The sequence below is a fragment of the Mycobacterium sp. 1081908.1 genome (assembly GCF_001673535.1).
In the GTDB taxonomy this organism is placed as follows: domain Bacteria; phylum Actinomycetota; class Actinomycetes; order Mycobacteriales; family Mycobacteriaceae; genus Mycobacterium.
In genome coordinates this window covers 1-18,616 of record NZ_LZLY01000075.1, presented here as the reverse complement: position 1 = coordinate 18,616, position 18,616 = coordinate 1, and the positions used below count along the sequence as shown (strand labels likewise).

Genomic DNA, 18,616 nt, shown 5'->3' with positions numbered 1-18,616 from the left:
GGTCGCATCCACGACCGCGACCGAATTGACCTGCAGGAGTTTAGGTGTCGAACCAGACCTCATCGGCGGGTCGGCGGTCGGGAAGCCGGATCGTTTACGCGGCGGGCGCGGTGCTGTGGCGCACGGCCGGCGACGGTCCGGCCGTCCCGGCCCTCGAGGTCGCGGTGATCCACCGCCCCCGCTACGACGACTGGTCGCTGCCGAAGGGCAAGGTGGACCCCGGCGAGACGGCGCCCGTGGCGGCGGTCCGCGAGGTATTCGAGGAGACGGGCCACCGCGCCATCCTCGGCCGCCGGCTCGACATGGTGAGCTATCCGATCGAGCAGGGCGTCAAGAAGGTCTATTACTGGGCGGCGCGCGACACCGGCGGCGAATTCACGCCGGGACGCGAGGTCGACGAGTTGGTGTGGCTGCCGGTCGCCGAGGCGAAGGACAGACTCACCTACCCGCACGATCGAAAGATGTTGCGCCACTTCGCAAAACAGCCCGAGGACACGCGAACCGTGCTGGTGGTCCGGCACGGCACCGCGGGCCGCAAATCGCGTTTCAAAGGCGACGACACCAAACGCCCGCTCGACAAGCGGGGACGCGCGCAGGCCGAGGCGCTGGTTCCGCAGCTGCTGGCCTTCGGCGCCACCGAGGTGTACGCGGCGGACCGGCTCCGCTGTCACCAGACCGTCGAACCGCTCGCCGAGGAACTCGGCGTGACCGTCCACAACGAGCCCGCCCTCACCGAGGAGTCGTACGCGAAGAGTGCCAAGCGGGCGCGCCACCGGATGCTGCGCATCGCAGAGGAGGCGGGCACCCCGGTGATTTGCACGCAGGGCAAGGTGATTCCGGACCTCATCGCCTGGTGGTGCGAACGCGACGGTGTGCGCGCCGATAAGTCGCGCAACCACAAGGGCAGTACGTGGGTGCTGTCGCTGTCAGGCGGCCGGCTGGTGGCGGCCGATCACATCGGCGGCGCGCTGGCCGCCAACGTCCGGGCCTGACACGCGAATACCCTCCGGGTGGCATTGCGCCACCCCGAAGGGTATTCGCGTGTGGGACTTCCTACCGACGACCGCGCCGAGCGGCGGCCTTCTTGGCGGGAGCCTTCCTGGCCGGAGCCTTGCTCGCCGCCTTCTTAGCCGGAGCCCGCTTCACCGCGGCCTTCTTGGCCGGAGCCCTCTTCACCGCGGCCTTCTTGGCCGGAGCCTTCTTCACCGCGGCCTTCTTGGCCGGAGCCTTCTTCACCGCGGCCTTCTTGGCCGGAGCCTTCTTGGCCGCCGCCTTCTTGGCCGGAGCCTTGCTGGCCGCCTTCTTCGCCGGAGCCTTCTTCGCCGCCTTCTTGGCTGCGCCGGCTGCTACAACACCACGTTTCACTGCAGGTCCTTCCGCCGGGAGGCGCTGTGCGCCAGACACAACCGCTTTGAATTGAGCACCGGGCCGGAACGCCGGGACCGATGTCGGCTTTACCTTTACCGTCTCGCCCGTGCGCGGATTGCGGGCCACCCGCGCCGCGCGCCGGCGCTGTTCGAAGACACCGAACCCGGTAATGGTCACACTGTCGCCCTTGTGCACGGCGCGCACAATGGTGTCGACAACATTCTCGACGGCGGCGGTCGCCTGCCGACGGTCCGAGCCCAATTTCTGTGTGAGCACATCTATGAGCTCTGCTTTGTTCATCCAAACCCTCCGAAGCCAGTGGTCCCATTTTTGGGAACCGACTGCGAACACGGTAAACCCTCACCCAGCAAATTTCCAAGAGCCACGCGCAATTTCAGGACGGAACGAGCGAATTTTTCGCAATCCGGTTGCCGCCCTTGACCGGTGGCGCGGGCCCAATATAAGACGGGCTACCTAAACCCTAGGGCCCGAAATCACCGCCCCGATCGACCCTTCAGGAGACGGGCAGACTGCGCGGTTTCCACTCCGGACGCGCCGACTCGAAGGCCTCGATCTTGTCGAGTTTCCGCAGCGTAAGGCCTATATCGTCGAGGCCCTCGAGCAATCTCCACGCGGTATGGTCGTCAATCTTGAACGGCAGCACCGTCGTTCCGGCGGTGATATTTCGATCTTGAAGATTGGCAGTGATTTCCAAGCCCGGGCTGCCCTCGATGAGCTTCCAAAGGAGTTCCACGCCGTCTTGAGAAACTTCCGCCGCCAGCAGGCCCGCCTTGCCGGCGTTGCCCCGGAAAATGTCACCGAATCGAGACGAGATGACCACCCGGAACCCGTAGTCCATGAGCGCCCACACCGCGTGCTCGCGCGACGACCCGGTGCCGAAATCGGGCCCGGCCACCAGAACCGAGCCGCGGTCAAAGGGGCTGAGATTGAGCACGAATGACGGATCCGACCGCCACGTGGCGAACAAGCCGTCCTCGAAACCGGTTCGGGTTACCCGCTTCAAGTACACCGCCGGAATGATCTGGTCGGTGTCGACATTGGACCGCCGCAGCGGCACGCCGATACCCGTGTGGGTGCGAAAGGCTTCCATTTCGTCCTCGATTCAAAATCAGTTGGAGTTCAAGTCGGCCGGCGAGGACAGCGTGCCCCGCACCGCCGTCGCCGCGGCGACGGCCGGGGATACCAGGTGCGTGCGGCCCCCTTTGCCCTGCCGCCCTTCGAAGTTGCGGTTGGACGTCGCGGCGCACCGCTCCCCCGGGGACAGCTGATCGGGGTTCATGCCCAGGCACATCGAGCATCCCGCCTGGCGCCACTCGGCGCCCGCGGCGGTGAAAACCTCGCCCAGCCCTTCGGCTTCGGCCTGCGCGCGCACCCGCATGGAGCCCGGCACGACGAGCATCCGCACGCCCGGCGCGACCTTGCGGCCCCGCAACACGTCGGCCACCGCCCGCAGGTCTTCGATACGACCGTTGGTACAGGAGCCGACGAACACGGCGTCGACGCCGATCTCGCGCATCGGCGTCCCGGGTCGAAGGTCCATGTACGCCAAGGCTTTCTCGGCGGCCTGGCGCTCGCCGTCGTCTCCCATCAGTTCGGGGTCCGGCACCGCCGCGCCCAGCGGCACGCCCTGGCCGGGGTTGGTCCCCCACGTGACGAACGGGCTCAACGAGGCCGCGTCGAGGTGGACCTCGGTGTCGAAGGCGGCGCCGGGGTCGGTGCGCAGCTGCTGCCAGTAGGCCACCGCGGCGTCCCACTGCGCGCCGGTCGGGGCGTGCGGGCGGCCGCGCAAAAATTCGTACGTGGTCTCGTCCGGCGCCACCATGCCCGCCCTGGCACCGGCCTCGATGCTCATGTTGCAGACCGTCATCCGGCCTTCCATCGACAGCGATTCGATGGCGCTGCCCCGGTATTCGATGACGTGACCCTGTCCGCCGCCGGTGCCGATCTTCGCGATCAGCGCGAGAATGATGTCCTTGGCGGTCACGCCGGCGGGCAACCGGCCGTCCACGTTGACCGCCATCGTCTTGAACGGCCGCAGCGGCAGGGTCTGGGTGGCCAGCACGTGCTCGACCTCCGAGGTGCCAATCCCCATGGCCAGCGCCCCAAATGCGCCGTGCGTCGACGTGTGACTATCGCCACACACGATCGTCATCCCCGGCTGCGTGAGACCCAATTGCGGGCCGACGACGTGCACGATGCCCTGTTCGATGTCGCCCATCGGATAGAGCCGGACGCCGAATTCCTCGCAGTTGCGCCGCAACGTCTCGACCTGCGTGCGCGACACCGGGTCGGCGATCGGCTTGTCGATGTCGACGGTGGGCACGTTGTGGTCCTCGGTGGCCAGCGTCAGGTCGGGGCGCCGCACTCCCCGGCCGGCCAGGCGCAGGCCGTCGAACGCCTGCGGACTGGTCACCTCGTGCACCAAATGCAAGTCGATGTAGATCAAGTCGGGGGCACCGCCTTGGTCGGAACCGCCCCCGGGCGCCACAACATGGTCGTCCCAAACCTTTTCGGCCAGGGTGCGCGGCTTGGCTTCGGATCCCATATCGAATTAGCCCCTATCCGGTCTTTCGGCTGGTCATCTCAGAATGCGAGACGCTAGTATCTCCTTGTGAGACAGCATAGCGGCATCGGCGTCCTCGACAAAGCGGTGGGCGTGCTGCATACGATCGCGGAATCCCCGTCCGGCCTGGCCGAATTGTGCGAGCGAACCGGGTTGCCCCGGGCCACCGCCTACCGGCTGGCGGCCGCCCTCGAAGTTCATCGGCTGCTGGCGCGCGACGACGAAGGGCGGTGGCGGCTGGGTCCGGCGGTCACCGAACTGGCCGCGCGCGTCAACGATCCGCTGCTGGCCGCGAGCGCGGCGGTGCTGCCCGGCCTGCGCGAGACCACCGGCGAAAGCGTGCAGTTGTATCGACGCGAGGGCACGTCACGGGTCTGCGTGGCCGCCCTGGAACCGGCTGCGGGTCTTCGCGATACGGTTCCGGTCGGGGCGCGCCTGCCGATGACGGCGGGCTCCGGCGCCAAGGTGTTGCTCGCGCACGCCGACGCCGCCACCCAGAAGGCCGTGCTGCCGACAGCGAAATTCACCGACCGGGCCCTGGCCGAAGTGCGCCGGCGCGGTTGGGCGCAAAGCGTCGCCGAGCGCGAGCCCGGGGTGGCGAGCGTGTCGGCGCCGGTGCGCGACGCCGGCGGCGCCGTCATCGCCGCGATATCGGTGTCCGGGCCGGTCGATCGCATCGGGCGCCGCCCGGGGGGCCGCTGGGCCGCCGATCTGCTGTCCGCCGCGGAGGCGATCACCCGCCGGCTCTAGATCCGCACCGAGCCCAGCTCGCGTGTGAATCCACGGCTTTGACCGTGCGTCCCGGGCGCCAACGGTGCACATTCCCCGCCCTGCGTTCACTCTCAAAGCCACCAGTGCACACGCACCGCGACCCACCTGACAAACTGACGGCCATGGGAACCAATCAGCGCGCGAGCATCGTCATGTCGGAGGACGAGATCGCCGATTTCGTCGTCAAGAGCCGCACCGGAACGCTCGCCACCGTCGGCCCCGACGGCCAGCCGCACCTGACCGCCATGTGGTATGCCGTCGTCGACGGCGAGGTCTGGCTCGAGACCAAGGCCAAGTCGCAGAAGGCGGTGAACCTCACCCGCGACCCGCGGGTGAGCTTTCTGATCGAGGACGGCGACACCTACGACACGCTGCGCGGGGTGTCGTTCGAGGGCGTCGCCGAGATCATCGACGATCCCGACGTCGCGCACCGGGTGGGCGTCAGCGTGTTCGAGCGCTACACCGGCCCCTACACCGACGAGATGAAGCCCTTCGTCGAGCAGATGATGAACAAGCGGGTGTGCGTGCGCATCGTGGCCCGCCGCGCGCGCTCGTGGGATCACCGCAAGCTCGGATTGCCGGCCATGCCGGTCGGCGGATCGACGGCACCGGCCGTGCTGGGGACCGGCCAGTAGTTTTTTGTAGCCCCGATGGGATTCGAACCCACGCTACCGCCGTGAGAGGGCGGCGTCCTAGGCCGCTAGACGACGGGGCCTGAACCGATCCGAGCTGCCAGCATAGCTCACCGCAGAAGGGCGACCTAATCGCCGGGCGTGCCGCGATCTTGCTGGGGTACCAGGACTCGAACCTAGAATGGCTGAACCAGAATCAGCTGTGTTGCCAATTACACCATACCCCATTGGCTGCCTAAAACCGCTGGTCACAACGGTTCTGCGGTCTCCCGCGCCGCCGTGGCCGGCCGTCGTCGGCCTTTGTAAACCGCTGTGCAGACTACCAAAAAGTTAGACCGCCCCGTCGCGCGCGGCCCGCAACCGCGCCAGGCTGCGGTCGCGGCCCAGCAGTTCCAGTGATTCGAACAGCGGCGGGCTGATCGTCGTTCCCGTCGCGGCGACGCGGATCGGGCCGAACGCCTTGCGCGGTTTGAGCGCCAGCCCGTCGATGAGCGCGGACTTGAGGGCGGCCTCGATCCGCTCCGTCGTCCAGTCCGTCACGCCGTCCAGAGCGGCCAGCGCGGCCTCCAACACCGCGGCGCCGTCCGGGCCGAGCTCCTTGGCGGCGGCCTTCTCATCGATCGCGTAGTCGTCGTCGTTGAGGAACTTCAGCAGCTCCCACGCGTCGCTCAGGACGACGATGCGCGTCTGCACCAGCTCGGCGGCTTCGGCGAATCCGGTGTCGTCCAGCCCGATGTGACGGCCGTGCGTGTCGAAGTAGTCGCGCAGCCTGGCGGCGAAGTCGGCGGCGCCCAGCATCCGGATGTGCTCGGCGTTCAGCGCGTCGGCCTTCTTCTGGTCGAATCGGGCCGGGTTGGAGTTGACGTCGACGACGTCGAAGGCGGCCACCATTTCGTCCAGGCTGAACAGGTCGTGATCGTCGGCGATCGCCCAGCCCAGCAGCGCAAGGTAATTCAGCAGGCCCTCGGGGATGAAGCCCCGGTCGCGATGGGCGAACAGGTTCGACTGCGGGTCGCGCTTGGACAGCTTCTTGGTTCCCTCGCCCAACACGGTTGGCAGGTGCGCGAATTGCGGTGTGCGCTCGGCGACGCCGATCCGCATCAGCGCCCGATACAGCGCCAGCTGGCGCGGGGTCGACGGCAGCAGGTCCTCCCCGCGCAGCACGTGGGTGATCTTCATCAGCGCGTCGTCGACCGGGTTGACCAAGGTGTACAACGGATCTCCGTTGGCGCGGGTCAGCGCGAAATCGGGCACGCTGCCCGCCGCGAAGGTGGTCGTGCCGCGCACCAGGTCGTCCCAGCCGAGGTCGTCGTCGGGCATGCGCAGCCGCACCACCGGCTGACGTCCTTCGGCCAGGAACGCCGCGCGCTGCGAATCGGTCAGCTGCCGGTCGAAGTTGTCGTAGCCCAGCTTGGGATTGCGGCCGGCGGCGATGTGACGCGCCTCGACCTCCTCCGGCGTCGAGAAGGCGTAGTAGGCCTCCCCGGCCTCGAGCAGCCGCGCCACCACGTCGCGGTAGATCTCGCCGCGCAGCGACTGCCGGTACGGCCCGTAGGGCCCGCCGACCTCCGGGCCCTCGTCCCAGTCGAGGCCCAGCCAGCGCAGCGCGTCGAGCAGCGCCAGATAGCTTTCCTCGGTGTCGCGCTGCGCGTCGGTGTCCTCGATGCGAAAGACGAAGGTGCCGCCGGTGTGTCGGGCGTAGGCCCAGTTGAACAGCGCGGTGCGTACCATCCCGACGTGCGGGGTGCCGGTGGGCGACGGGCAGAACCGGACTCGAACGGTCACGACTTTCCTTTGCGGACAACGGGATTGACGAGGCTGCCGATGCCCTCGACGGTGATGGATACCGTGTCGCCGTCCTCGATGGGCCCGACGCCGGCCGGCGTGCCGGTGAGGATGAGATCGCCGGGCAGCAGGGTCATCACGGCCGAGATCCACTCCACGATGGCGCCGACGTCGTGGATCATCAGCGACGTGCGGCTGTGTTGCTTCACCTCGCCGTTGACCTCCGTGCGCAGTTCGAGATCCGCCGGGTCGACATCGGTGACGATCCACGGCCCGACCGGGCAGAAGCTGTCGTGGCCCTTGGCGCGGGTCCATTGGCCGTCGGCCTTTTGCTGATCGCGCGCCGACACGTCGTTGGCGACGGTGTAGCCGAGGATGTTGTCGGCGGCCTGGGCGGCCGAGACGTCCTTGCACGGCCGGCCGATGACCGCCGCCAGCTCACCCTCGAAGTGCACCGGTGATGCGTTGGCGGGCAACCGAATCGGCACGTTGGGCCCGATGATGGCGGTGTTGGGCTTGAGGAAGATGATCGGGTCGGCCGGGGCCGGGCCGGTTTCGAAGCCGCCCATTTCCGCGATGTGATCGGCGTAGTTCTTGCCGACGCAGACCACCTTTCCGGCCAGCATCGGGGCCAGCAACCGCACGTCGGCCAACGGCCACGACCGGCCGGTGAACGTCGGGGTGCCGAACGGGTGCTCGGCGATCTCGCGCGCGGTCATCGCGGCGGGATCGTCGAGTTCGCCCTCGATGCTGACGAAGGCGACACCGTCCGGGCTGGCGATTCGACCGAGGCGCATTCGCAGAAGCCTAGTGAGGCGGCCTGTCGCCTCCCGCAACCGGTGCCACGCTTGTGCAAGCATGGACTGATGCCCGACGGGCAGCCCGCGGCGAGTGCCGGCAAGCGGTGGTCGATCATGATCGTCTCGCTGTTCGTGACGACCAGTTCTTTCCTATTCATCAACGGCGTCGCGTTCCTGATCCCGTCGCTGGAGGCCACGCGCGGCACCCCGCTGGCCGAAGCCGGTCTGCTGTCATCGATGCCGAGCTGGGGCATGGTGGTCACGCTGATCGCATGGGGCTACGTGCTCGACCGCGTCGGCGAGCGGCTGGTGCTGACGCTGGGCTCGGCGCTCACCGCGGCCGCCGCCTTCGCCGCGGCGTCGGTGCACTCGATGGTGTGGGTCGCCGTCTACCTGTTCGTCGGGGGCATGGCCGCCGCCAGTTGCAACACCGCCGGCGGCCGGCTGGTGTCGGCGTGGTTTCCCCCGCAGCAGCGCGGCCTCGCGATGGGGATCCGGCAGACCGCGCAGCCGTTGGGCATCGCGGCCGGCGCGCTGATCATGCCCGAGCTGGCCGAGCGCGGCCCGCACGCGGGGCTGATGTTTCCGGCGCTGGTGTGCACGGCGGCCACGGTGGCGAGCGCCCTCGGCATCGTCAACCCGGTGCGCAAGCCCCGGGAGGCGGCCAGCACAGCGGAGCTGGCCAGCCCGTATCGCGGGTCATCGGTGCTGTGGCGCATCCACGCCGTCGCGGGCCTGCTCATGATGCCGCAAACGGTGACCGTGACGTTCATGCTGGTTTGGCTGATGAACCACCACCACTGGTCGGTCGCCGCGGCAGGCGGCCTGGTCACGCTGTCGCAGCTGCTCGGCGCGGCTGGCCGGGTCGCGGTGGGCCGCTGGTCCGATCGCATCGGCTCACGCTTGCAACCGGTCGCCGTCATCGCCGCCGCCGCCGCGCTGACCCTGTTTCTGCTGGCCCTTTCGGACCGCCTCGATTCGCGGTTCGACATCCCGCTGATGGTCACCATCTCGGTGCTCGCCGTGCTCGACAACGGCCTGGAGGCGACCGCCATCACCGAGTTCGCCGGGCCGTTCTGGAGCGGACGCGCCCTGGGCATCCAGAACACCACGCAGCGCGTGATGGCGGCCGTCGGTCCCCCGCTGTTCGGCGCGCTGATCGGTGCGGCGCGCTATCCGTCGGCGTGGCTGCTGTGCGGGTTGTTCCCGCTGGCGGCGGTGCCCCTGGTGCCGGTGCGGCTGTTGCCGCCCGGCCTGGAAACTACAGCGCGGCTGCGATCAGTTCGCCGACTTCGGTGGTGGCGCGCCGTTCGCTCCCACGAGTTGCCAGATAGGTCTCGACGGCCCCATCCACCCGCGCGGCCGCAGCGTCCTCGCCGAGGTGGGAAAGCAGCAGCGCCACCGACATGATCGCCGCGGTCGGATCCGCGATGCCCTGACCGGCGATGTCGGGGGCGCTGCCGTGCACCGGCTCGAACATCGAGGGATTGGCCCGGGTGGCGTCGATATTTCCGCTGGCGGCCAAGCCAATTCCGCCGCACACCGCCGCGGACAGGTCGGTGATGATGTCGCCGAACAGGTTGTCGGTGACGATCACGTCGAACCGCCCGGGGTCGGTGACCATGAAGATGGTGGCGGCGTCGACGTGTTGGTAGGCGACCTCGACGTCGGGGTAGTCCGCGCCGACCTCGGCCACGATCCGCGTCCACAGCTTCCCGGCGAACGTCAGCACGTTGTTCTTGTGCACCAGCGTCAAGTGCTTGCGGCGCAGCCGGGCCTTCTCGAACGCGTAGCGCACCACGCGGCGCACGCCGAACGCGGTGTTGACGCTGACCTCGGTGGCCACTTCGTTCGGCGTCCCGGCGCGGATCGCGCCGCCGTTGCCGGTGTAGGGGCCCTCGGTGCCCTCGCGCACCACCACGAAGTCGATCTCGGGGTTTCCGGCGAGCGGGCTGCTCACCCCCTTGTACAGCCGGCCCGGTCGCAGGTTGACGTGGTGGTCGAGCTCAAAGCGCAGGCGCAGCAACAGGCCTCGCTCCAGCACGCCGCTGGGCACCGACGGGTCGCCGACCGCCCCGAGCAGGATCGCGTCGTGCTCGCGCAATTCGGCCAGCACCGAGTCCGGCAGCAGCTCGCCGGTGGCGTGGAAGCGGCGGGCGCCCAGGTCGTAGCTGGTCTTTTCGACGTTCGGCACAACCGCGTCAAGGACTTTGACGGCCTCGGCCACCACCTCGGGTCCGATCCCGTCGCCGCCGATCACCGCGAGTTTCACGACAGGTCAACCACTTCGAGCTTGTTGGCCTCGACCGCCGCGGCGATCGCCGACCGCACGTCGGCCGGGACGTCCTGGTCCAGCCGCAGCAGGACCGTCGCGCTCGGTCCCTCGGCGTCCTCGGACAGCTGCGCCGCCTGGATGTTCACCCCGGCCGCGCCCAGCAGGGTTCCGATCTTGCCCAGCGCCCCGGGCTGGTCGGCGTAGTTGATCACCAGGTTGGTGCCCTGGGCGCGCAGGTCGAAGTTGCGGCCGTTGATCTGGACGATCTTCTCGACCAGCTGCGGCCCGGACAGCGTGCCCGCGACGTTCACACACGAGCCGTCGTGGGCGACGGCCCGCACGTCGACGACGCTGCGGTGGTTGGGGCTTTCGGAAGCGGTGGTGATCTCGGCGGAAACACCCCGTTCGGCCGCCAGCGCCGGCGCGTTGACGAACGTCACCGGTTCGTCGATGACGGCCGAGAACAGCCCGCGCAGCGCCGAAAGCCGAAGCACCTCAACATCTTCCGAGGCAAGCTCGCCGCGCACCTGCACCGACAGGGACACCGGGACCTCGCCCGACAGCGCGGCCGCCAGCACCCCGAGCTTGCGCACCAGGTCCAGCCAGGGCGCCACCTCCTCGCTGACCACGCCGCCGCCGACGTTGACGGCGTCGGGAACGAACTCCCCCGCCAGCGCCAGCCGCACGCTCTCCGCGACGTCGGTGCCGGCCCGGTCCTGCGCCTCGGCGGTGGACGCGCCCAGATGCGGCGTCACCACCACCTGCGGCAGCTCGAAAAGCGGGCTGTCCGTGCAGGGTTCGGTGGAGAACACGTCGAGGCCGGCGGCGCGGACATGCCCGCTGTTGACCGCGTCGGCCAGCGCCGCCTCGTCCACCAGGCCGCCGCGCGCGGCGTTGACGATGATGACGCCCGGCTTGGTCTTGGCCAGCGCCTCCTTGTCGATCAGGCCCGCGGTCTCCGGTGTCTTCGGCAGGTGCACCGAGATGAAGTCGGCGCGGGCCAGCAGGTCGTCCAGGGGCAGCAGTTCGATGCCGAGCTGCGCGGCACGGGCCGGCGCCAGGTACGGGTCGTAGGCGACGACGTGGGTGCCGAAGGCGGCGATGCGCTGCGCGAACAGCTGGCCGATGCGGCCCAGCCCAACGACCCCGACGGTCTTGCCGAAGATTTCGGTGCCCGAGAACTTCGAGCGTTTCCAGGTGTGCTCCCGCAGCGTGGCGTCGGCGGCCGCGATCTGGCGGGCGGCGGCCAGCAGCAGCGCCATCGCGTGCTCGGCGGCGCTGTGGATGTTCGATGTGGGGGCGTTGACCACCAGCACACCGCGCGCGGTCGCGGCGTCCACGTCGACGTTGTCCAGGCCGACCCCGGCGCGGGCGACGATCTTGAGCTTGGGGGCGGCCGCGAGCACCTCGGCGTCGACGGTGGTGGCCGACCGCACCAGCAGCGCGTCCGCGTCGGGGACGGCGGCCAGCAGCTTGGGCCGGTCCGGGCCATCCACCCAGCGCACCTCGACCTGGTCCCCCAGCGCGGCGACGGTTGATTCGGCGAGTTTGTCGGCGATAAGTACAACAGGCAGATTCACCCGGACAGCCTATCGGCTGTAATTGACCGGTGGACGTCACCGTCATCGGGAGCGGGCCCAACGGGCTCACGGCGGCCGTCATCTGCGCCCGCGCGGGCCTGAAAGTCCTGGTCGTCGAGGAGCAGGCGACCTTCGGCGGGGGTGCCCGCACCGCGCCGGATCCAGATTCTCCGGGAGTCTTGCACGACGTGTGCTCGGCGGTTCACCCGCTGGCGCTGGCGTCGCCGTTCTTCGCGGCGTTCGACCTGCCCGCGCGCGGCGTGCACCTGGCGGTCCCGGAGATTTCCTACGCCAACCCGCTGCCGGGCCGGCCGGCGGTCATCGCCTACCGGGACCTCGAGCGCACCTGCGCCGAACTGGAGCACGGCGCGTCGTGGCGGCGCCTGCTCGGACCGCTGGTCGAGCGTTCCGAAGACGTCGTGGGGCTGCTGCTCGGCGACAAACGATCGGTGCCCGGCTCGCTGCCGTCGGCGCTGCAACTGGGACTGCGGATGCTCGCGCAGGGAACGCCCGCGTGGGGGTCGCTGGTCGGTGAGGATTCGCGCGCCCTGTTCACCGGCGTTGCCGCACATGTGATTTCGCGGATGCCGTCGTTGACGGCGGCGGGGGCCGGGTTGATGCTGGCCACGCTCGCTCATTCGGTCGGCTGGCCGATCCCGGTCGGGGGCAGCCAGGCGATCACCGATGCGCTGATCGCCGATCTGCGCGCGCACGGTGGCGAGCTCACCGCCGGCGTCGACGTCACCGAGCCGCCCGGCGGGGTGGTCGCGTTCGACACGGCGCCGACGGCGCTGCTGCGGATCTACGGTGACGCGCTGCCGGACCGCTACGCCAAGGCGTTGCGCCGCTACACGTTTGGCCCCGGCGTCGCCAAGGTCGACTTCGTGCTCGGCGAGGACATCCCGTGGACGGATGCGCGGCTGGGCCGGGCACCGACCCTGCACCTGGGTGGCACCCGCGCGCAGATGGCGCGGGCCGAGGCCGACATCGCCGCCGGGCGCCACGCGCAGTGGCCGATGGTGCTGGCCGCCTCGCCCCACATCGCGGACCCCGGCCGCATCGACATCGTGGGCCGGCGGCCGTTCTGGACCTACGCCCACGTGCCGTCGGGTTCCACCCTCGACGCGACAGAGGCCGTCACCGGAATCGTCGAACGGTTCGCGCCCGGGTTCCGCGACATCGTGGTGGCGGCCCGCGCCGTGCCCGCCGCCCGGATGGCCGACCACAATGCGAACTACGTCGGCGGCGACATCGGGATGGGCGGAAATTCCGCCTGGCGGGCGATCGCCGGCCCCACACCGAGGCTAAACCCTTGGAGCACACCGATTCCGAAGGCCTACCTGTGCTCGGCGGCCACTCCGCCCGGCGGCGGCGTGCACGGCATGTCCGGGTACTACGCCGCACGCACCTTGTTGCGCCGCGAATTCGGCTTGGGCATGCCTAAGCTCGCGCCATGACGAATCTCGCGATCATCTACTACTCGGCCACCGGTCACGGCACCGCGATGGCCCGCCGCGTCGCCGCGGCGGCCGAGTCGGCCGGCGCCGAGGTGCGCGTACGGCACGTCGCCGAAACCCACGACCCGGAATCGTTCGCGCACAACCCGGCGTGGACGGCGAATTACCAAGCGACCAAGGACCTTCCCGCGGCCACCGGCGACGACATCGTGTGGGCCGACGCGGTGATCTTCGGCTCGCCGACCCGCTTCGGTTCCCCCGCAGCGCAATTGCGCGCCTTCCTGGACTCGCTGGGCGGGCTGTGGGCCGAGGGCAAGCTCGCGGACAAGGTGTATGCGGCCTTCACGTCGTCCAACACGCTGCACGGCGGCCAGGAGACCACGCTGCTGTCGCTCTACATCACGCTGATGCATTTCGGCGGCATCATCGTGCCGCCGGGTTATACCGACCCGGTCAAGTTCGTCGACGGCAACCCGTACGGGGTGTGCCTGGTGTCCACCCACGACAACATCAACGAATTCGGCGAGCCCACCGACAACGCCCTCGACCACCTGGCGCGCCGGGTGGTGGCCGTCGCCGGGCGCCTGGCGGGGTCCTAGCCGCCGAACGTGCACTCACGGCGAAAAAATCGCCGAAAGTTCGCCCTCAGTGCACGTTCGACGCAGGGGCTACGCCGTCTCGGTGATCGGCCGGTCCACCCAGCTCATCAGGTCACGCAGCTTCTTGCCGGTGACCTCGATGGGGTGCTCGGCGTTCTCCTTGCGCAACTGCTCGAGCTGCTTGTTGCCGCCCTCGACGTTGGCGACCAGCTTCTTGGTGAAGGTGCCGTCCTGAATCTCGCGCAGGATGTCGCGCATCCGCTCCTTGGTGCCGGCGTCGATGACGCGCGGGCCGGACAGGTACCCGCCGAACTCCGCGGTGTCGGACACCGAGTAGTTCATCCGGGCGATCCCGCCCTCGTACATCAGGTCGACGATCAGCTTGAGCTCGTGCAGCACCTCGAAGTACGCCATCTCCGGCGGGTAGCCCGCCTCGACCATCACGTCGAAGCCGGCCTTCACCAATTCCTCTGTGCCGCCGCACAACACGGCCTGCTCACCGAACAGGTCCGTCTCGGTCTCGTCCTTGAACGTGGTCTTGATGACGCCGGCCCGAGTGCCGCCGATGGCCTTGGCGTACGACAGCGCCAGCGCCTCGCCCTGACCGGTCGGGTCCTGGTCGACGGCGATCAAACACGGCACGCCCTTGCCGTCGACGAACTGGCGGCGCACCAGGTGGCCGGGCCCCTTGGGGGCGACCATCGCGACCGTGACGTCGGCGGGCGGCTTGATCAGGTCGAAGTGGATGTTGAGCCCGTGGCCGAAAAACAAAGCGTCGCCGGCCTTCAGGTTGGGCTCGATGTCGTTCTTGAAGATGTCGGCCTGCGCGGTGTCGGGGGCCAGCAGCATGATGACGTCGGCCCACTTGGCGACCTCGGCCGGGGTGTCGACCTCCAGGCCCTGCTCTTCGACCTTGGCCCGGGACTTCGAGCCCTCCTTGAGCCCGACGCGCACCTGCACGCCCGAGTCGCGCAGGCTCAGCGAGTGCGCGTGCCCCTGGCTGCCGTATCCGATGACGCCGACCTTGCGGCCCTGGACGATCGTCAGGTCTGCGTCGTCGTCGTAGAACATCTCTAATGCCACGGTGAACTTTCTCCTTGTTTGCTATTTGGCCGTGCCGATACCGCGCGGACCGCGGGATAGCGACACCATTCCGGATTGAGCGATTTCGCGGATGCCGAACGGCTCCAGCACGCGCAGGAACGCCTCGATCTTGCCGCGGTCACCGGTGGCCTCGATGGTCAGCGATTCCGGTGACACGTCGATCACCTTGGCGCGGAACAGGTTCACCGCCTCGATGACCTGGCTACGGGTGCCGGCGTCGGCCCGCACCTTGATCAGCGACAACTCCCGGGACACCGAGTTGTCGTCGTCCTGCTCGATGATCTTGATCACGTTGATCAGCTTGTTGAGCTGCTTGGTGATCTGCTCGAGCGGGGTCTCCTCGGCGGAGACCACGATGGTCATCCGCGACATGTCCTTCTGTTCGGTGGCGCCGACGGCCAGCGACTCGATGTTGAAACCGCGCCGCGAGAACAGCGCCGCGACCCGCGCGAGCACACCGGGCTTGTCCTCCACCAACACCGACAGCGTGTGCGTGTGCATCAGGCGTGCCCTTCGCTTTCGTCGTCGAACAGCGGGCGGATGCCGCGGGCGGCCTGGATCTCGTCGTTGCTGGTGCCGGCGGCGACCATCGGCCACACCTGGGCGTCGGCGCCGACGATGAAGTCGATCACCACCGGGCGGTCGTTGATCGCCCGGGCCTGGTTGATCACGTCGACGACGTCTTCCTCACGCTCGCAACGCAACCCGACACAGCCCAGCGCCTCGGCCAGCTTCACGAAGTCCGGAATCCGGTGCGAGTGCGTGGCCAGGTCGGTCTGCGAGTAGCGCTCCTGATAGAACAGCGTCTGCCACTGGCGCACCATGCCCAGGTTGCCGTTGTTGATCAGCGCCACCTTGATCGGCGCGCCCTCGATCGCGCAGGTGGCCAGCTCCTGGTTGGTCATCTGGAAGCAGCCGTCGCCGTCGATCGCCCAGACCTCGGCGTCCGGGCGGGCGATCTTGGCGCCCATGGCCGCCGGGATGGCGAACCCCATGGTGCCCAGCCCACCGGAATTGAGCCAGGTGCGCGGGTTTTCGTAGGAGATGAACTGCGCGGCCCACATCTGGTGCTGGCCGACACCGGCGACGTACACCGCGTCGGGGCCGGCGATCTCGCCCAGCTTCTCGATCACGTATTCCGGGCTCAGGCTGCCGTCGCTCTGCGGGCCGTAGCTCAGCGGGTAGGTGGACTGCACGCTGTGCAGGTAGGCCCACCAGTCGGTCATCTCGATGTGGCCGGGGATGTCGTGGTGCGACAGCATCGCGATGAGGTCGGTGATGACGGCCTTGACGTCGCCGACGATCGGCACGTCGGCGTGCCGGTTCTTGCCGATTTCGGCCGGGTCGATGTCGGCGTGGATGACCTTCGCCTCCGGGGCGAAGGAGTCGAGCTGCCCGGTCACCCGGTCGTCGAACCGGGTGCCCAGCGCGATCAGCAGGTCGCTGCGCTGCAGCGCCGCCGCCGCGGCCACGGTGCCGTGCATGCCGGGCATGCCGAGGTTCTGCGGATGGCTGTCGGGGAAGGCGCCGCGCGCCATCAGCGTGGTGACCAGCGGGATGCCGGTCAGCTCGGCCAGCTCGCGCAGCTGCTCGGTCGCCTCGCCGCGGATGACCCCGCCGCCCACGTACAGCACCGGTTTGCGGGCGGCCGCGATCAGCTTCGCGGCCTCCCGGACCTGCCGGTTGTGCGGCTTGGTGTTCGGCTTGTAGCCCGGCAGATCCATCCGCGGGGGCCAGCTGAACGTGCACTGTCCCTGCAGCACGTCCTTGGGGATGTCGACGAGCACCGCGCCGGGACGTCCCGTGCGGGCGATGTGGAACGCCTCGGCCAGCACGCGGGGGATCTCGTCGCCGGAGCGGACCAGGAAGTTGTGCTTGGTGATCGGCATCGTGATGCCCGAGATGTCGGCCTCCTGGAAGGCGTCGGTGCCGATCAACCCGCGCCCGACCTGCCCGGTGATGGCGACGACGGGGATCGAGTCCATCTGCGCGTCGGCCAGCGGGGTGACCAGGTTGGTGGCGCCGGGACCCGAGGTCGCCATCATCACGCCGACCTTGCCGGTGGCGTGCGCGTAGCCGCTCGCGGCGTGGCCGGCGCCCTGCTCGTGGCGAACCAGCACGTGCCGCAGCTTTTTCGAGTCGAACAGCGGGTCGTAGACCGGCAGCACGGCGCCGCCGGGAATGCCGAAGATGACCTCGACGTCGAGTTCCTCGAGCGACCGGATCACCGACTGTGCACCGGTAAGTTGTTCCGGGGCAACGCGTTTCGGTTGAGCGGCGGGAGTTTTTGCGGCGGGTTTCACGGCATCCGTGGCGACGCTGGCCGGATCCTGCGCCTGCGTGGCGGCTGGCCTGGTGGGAGCGCTCACTGTCCTGGGGTCCTATTCACTGTTCGAAGTTTCGTTGCTGCGCAAGAAAAAACCCCCGCCAGCTCATCGGCTGAACGAGGGTTGCGCGTTGGTGCTGGATCGCTTCAAATGCTGAAGGGCTCAGTCAGGCACCAACGCGCTGACTAAGTACTACGAGCATCCCGGGCTTTCCGGCGGTTTCCATAGCGTCCGACGGTAGCCTTCGCACAGCTCAACAGTCAAATCCGGTCGCCCGTGTGCGGCCACGGCTTTCCGTGTGCGTCCAGGGCGCCGACGCGCCGTGGACCGTCGCCGCCGGTTCACACTCGGGGCGGCGGAAAACCAGGGCGGTGAAATGATGCCAGGGTGGTTACCGATTCGCCCGTCGTGATCAAAGTGTCTCCGATGGCCCACTTCGCCGTCGGGTTCTTCACCCTGGGCCTGCTCATACCGGTGCTGGCCTGGCCGGTGTCCGCGCCGCTGCTGGTGATCCCGGTGGTGTTGTCGGCGCTGATCGTCCGGCTGCGCACGGTCGCCGACGAGGAGGGCGTGACGGTGCGGACCCTGTTCGGCAGCCAGAAGGTGCGCTGGGAAGACGTCGACGGGCTGCGATTCCAGCGCGGTTCCTGGGCGCGCGCCCGCCTGAAAAGCGGCGCCGAGCTGCGCCTGCCCGCGGTTACTTTCGCCACGCTGCCGCAGCTGACCGAGGCCAGCGCGGGACGGGTGCCCAACCCCTATCGCTGAGGGTCAGGCGATCGGGTTGACCCCGTTGAGCATGACCCAGACGGCGACGCCGGCGGCGATGCCGGCCAGCAGGGCGACGAACGACCCGATGAAGGGGCGGTGCGCCCAACCCCTGCCGGCGTCCAGGCCGTAACGGCCCGGCCCGCACAGGATGACGGCCACGGCCATCACGATCAGGGTGATCTGGTATTCGTGCCCGTCGGGCAGGAAGTACGCGAAGGTGTGCGAGTGCGGCCGCGCGGAAACGGTGGCGAGCAGGCCGTTTATCAGGAACGCCAGCGCACCCGCCGCGGCTATCGGGGTGAACAGCCCCAGCACCAGCAGCACGGCGGCCACGGTCTCGCCGCCGGCGCTCACGTAGGCCAGGACGTCGGCGTGCTGATAGCCGACATCGGACAGCGAGTTCTTGAAACCGGTCACCCCCGAGCCGCCCCACCAGCCGAACAGCTTCTGCAGGCCGTGGGCCCCCAGCACCACGCCCAGCCCGACCCGCAGCACCAGCAAACCCAGGTGCTGCGTGCCGCGCCTGCCGACCTCGCGGTGGCGCTCGTCGTCGTTGTCCCCGTCGA

At 68.9% G+C, this 18,616-nt stretch carries 17 protein-coding genes, 2 tRNA genes and 1 pseudogene; 7 read left to right on the top strand and 13 right to left on the bottom strand.

Annotation, left to right across the window (positions count from 1 at the left end):
- Positions 1-44: 44 nt before the first annotated feature.
- Positions 45-992: an NUDIX hydrolase gene (locus A5655_RS10710; protein WP_067009401.1), complete on the top strand. Its 948-nt coding sequence runs from the start codon at positions 45-47 to the stop codon at positions 990-992.
- Positions 993-1,053: 61 nt separating this feature from the next.
- On the opposite strand, the gene A5655_RS27080 is transcribed toward A5655_RS10710, so the two are convergent.
- The 3 genes from A5655_RS27080 to leuC all read right to left on the bottom strand — a co-directional run bounded on the left by A5655_RS27080 (position 1,054) and on the right by leuC (position 3,934).
- Positions 1,054-1,668 (bottom strand): HU family DNA-binding protein, encoded by a 615-nt coding sequence (locus A5655_RS27080; RefSeq protein WP_082978592.1) that lies wholly within the window; start codon positions 1,666-1,668, stop codon positions 1,054-1,056.
- A gap of 214 nt (positions 1,669-1,882) precedes the next feature.
- The gene (leuD, locus tag A5655_RS10700; RefSeq protein WP_067009395.1) at positions 1,883-2,479 is read right to left on the bottom strand and encodes a 3-isopropylmalate dehydratase small subunit; all 597 of its coding nucleotides are present in this window, start codon (positions 2,477-2,479) and stop codon (positions 1,883-1,885) included.
- Between the two features lie 18 nt (positions 2,480-2,497).
- Positions 2,498-3,934: a 3-isopropylmalate dehydratase large subunit gene (leuC, locus tag A5655_RS10695; protein ID WP_067009392.1), complete on the bottom strand. Its 1,437-nt coding sequence runs from the start codon at positions 3,932-3,934 to the stop codon at positions 2,498-2,500.
- A gap of 66 nt (positions 3,935-4,000) precedes the next feature.
- Between leuC and A5655_RS10690 the strand changes: the two genes are divergently transcribed.
- Positions 4,001-4,702 carry an IclR family transcriptional regulator gene (locus tag A5655_RS10690; RefSeq protein WP_067009389.1) on the top strand — a complete coding sequence of 234 codons (702 nt, stop codon included), beginning with the start codon at positions 4,001-4,003 and terminating at the stop codon, positions 4,700-4,702.
- Between the two features lie 143 nt (positions 4,703-4,845).
- Positions 4,846-5,358 carry a pyridoxamine 5'-phosphate oxidase family protein gene (locus A5655_RS10685; protein WP_067009386.1) on the top strand — a complete coding sequence of 171 codons (513 nt, stop codon included), beginning with the start codon at positions 4,846-4,848 and terminating at the stop codon, positions 5,356-5,358.
- 7 nt (positions 5,359-5,365) lie between these two features.
- Here A5655_RS10685 and A5655_RS10680 read toward each other — a convergent pair.
- The 4 genes from A5655_RS10680 to A5655_RS10665 form a co-directional block, all read right to left on the bottom strand.
- Positions 5,366-5,438, bottom strand: a tRNA-Glu gene (locus A5655_RS10680).
- 72 nt (positions 5,439-5,510) lie between these two features.
- Positions 5,511-5,582 (bottom strand) — tRNA-Gln (locus A5655_RS10675).
- A gap of 103 nt (positions 5,583-5,685) precedes the next feature.
- Positions 5,686-7,140 carry a glutamate--tRNA ligase gene (gltX, locus tag A5655_RS10670; protein ID WP_082978591.1) on the bottom strand — a complete coding sequence of 485 codons (1,455 nt, stop codon included), beginning with the start codon at positions 7,138-7,140 and terminating at the stop codon, positions 5,686-5,688.
- Positions 7,137-7,937, bottom strand: a complete 801-nt coding sequence (locus tag A5655_RS10665) for a fumarylacetoacetate hydrolase family protein (RefSeq protein WP_067009383.1) — start codon at positions 7,935-7,937, stop codon at positions 7,137-7,139. Before A5655_RS10665 ends, gltX begins: the two co-directional genes overlap by 4 nt.
- Positions 7,938-8,006: 69 nt before the next feature.
- Here A5655_RS10665 and A5655_RS27075 point away from each other — a divergent pair.
- Positions 8,007-9,068 (top strand): annotated as a pseudogene (locus A5655_RS27075) (MFS transporter); the annotation flags it as partial.
- 133 nt (positions 9,069-9,201) lie between these two features.
- Here the strand turns inward: A5655_RS27075 and A5655_RS10655 are convergent.
- Both A5655_RS10655 and serA read right to left on the bottom strand, forming a co-directional pair.
- Positions 9,202-10,212, bottom strand: a complete 1,011-nt coding sequence (locus tag A5655_RS10655) for a 3-isopropylmalate dehydrogenase (RefSeq protein ID WP_067009377.1) — start codon at positions 10,210-10,212, stop codon at positions 9,202-9,204.
- The gene (gene serA / locus A5655_RS10650) at positions 10,209-11,795 is read right to left on the bottom strand and encodes a phosphoglycerate dehydrogenase (protein ID WP_067009375.1); all 1,587 of its coding nucleotides are present in this window, start codon (positions 11,793-11,795) and stop codon (positions 10,209-10,211) included. The genes A5655_RS10655 and serA overlap by 4 nt, the downstream gene beginning before the upstream one ends.
- Positions 11,796-11,824: 29 nt before the next feature.
- Between serA and A5655_RS10645 the strand changes: the two genes are divergently transcribed.
- Positions 11,825-13,252 carry an NAD(P)/FAD-dependent oxidoreductase gene (locus A5655_RS10645; protein WP_067009372.1) on the top strand — a complete coding sequence of 476 codons (1,428 nt, stop codon included), beginning with the start codon at positions 11,825-11,827 and terminating at the stop codon, positions 13,250-13,252.
- On the top strand, positions 13,249-13,851 hold the full coding sequence (gene wrbA / locus A5655_RS10640) for an NAD(P)H:quinone oxidoreductase (RefSeq protein ID WP_067009369.1): 603 nt from the start codon (positions 13,249-13,251) through the stop codon (positions 13,849-13,851). The genes A5655_RS10645 and wrbA overlap by 4 nt, the downstream gene beginning before the upstream one ends.
- Positions 13,852-13,920: 69 nt before the next feature.
- Here the strand turns inward: wrbA and ilvC are convergent, their stop codons facing one another.
- From ilvC to A5655_RS10625, 3 genes are read right to left on the bottom strand one after another with little or no spacing between them, the layout of a single operon-like run.
- On the bottom strand, positions 13,921-14,922 hold the full coding sequence (ilvC, locus tag A5655_RS10635; protein WP_082978590.1) for a ketol-acid reductoisomerase: 1,002 nt from the start codon (positions 14,920-14,922) through the stop codon (positions 13,921-13,923).
- A gap of 33 nt (positions 14,923-14,955) precedes the next feature.
- A complete protein-coding gene (gene ilvN / locus A5655_RS10630; RefSeq protein WP_067009364.1) occupies positions 14,956-15,456 on the bottom strand; it encodes an acetolactate synthase small subunit in 501 nt (166 codons plus the stop codon).
- The gene (locus A5655_RS10625; protein WP_067009362.1) at positions 15,456-17,324 is read right to left on the bottom strand and encodes an acetolactate synthase large subunit; all 1,869 of its coding nucleotides are present in this window, start codon (positions 17,322-17,324) and stop codon (positions 15,456-15,458) included. The genes ilvN and A5655_RS10625 overlap by 1 nt, the downstream gene beginning before the upstream one ends.
- Positions 17,325-17,708: 384 nt before the next feature.
- Here A5655_RS10625 and A5655_RS10620 point away from each other — a divergent pair, with 384 nt between their 5' ends.
- Positions 17,709-18,047 carry a PH domain-containing protein gene (locus tag A5655_RS10620; RefSeq protein WP_067009435.1) on the top strand — a complete coding sequence of 113 codons (339 nt, stop codon included), beginning with the start codon at positions 17,709-17,711 and terminating at the stop codon, positions 18,045-18,047.
- Between the two features lie 3 nt (positions 18,048-18,050).
- Here the strand turns inward: A5655_RS10620 and A5655_RS10615 are convergent.
- A partial coding sequence (locus A5655_RS10615) for a DoxX family protein (RefSeq protein ID WP_067009359.1) occupies positions 18,051-18,616 on the bottom strand: 566 nt, incomplete at its 5' end.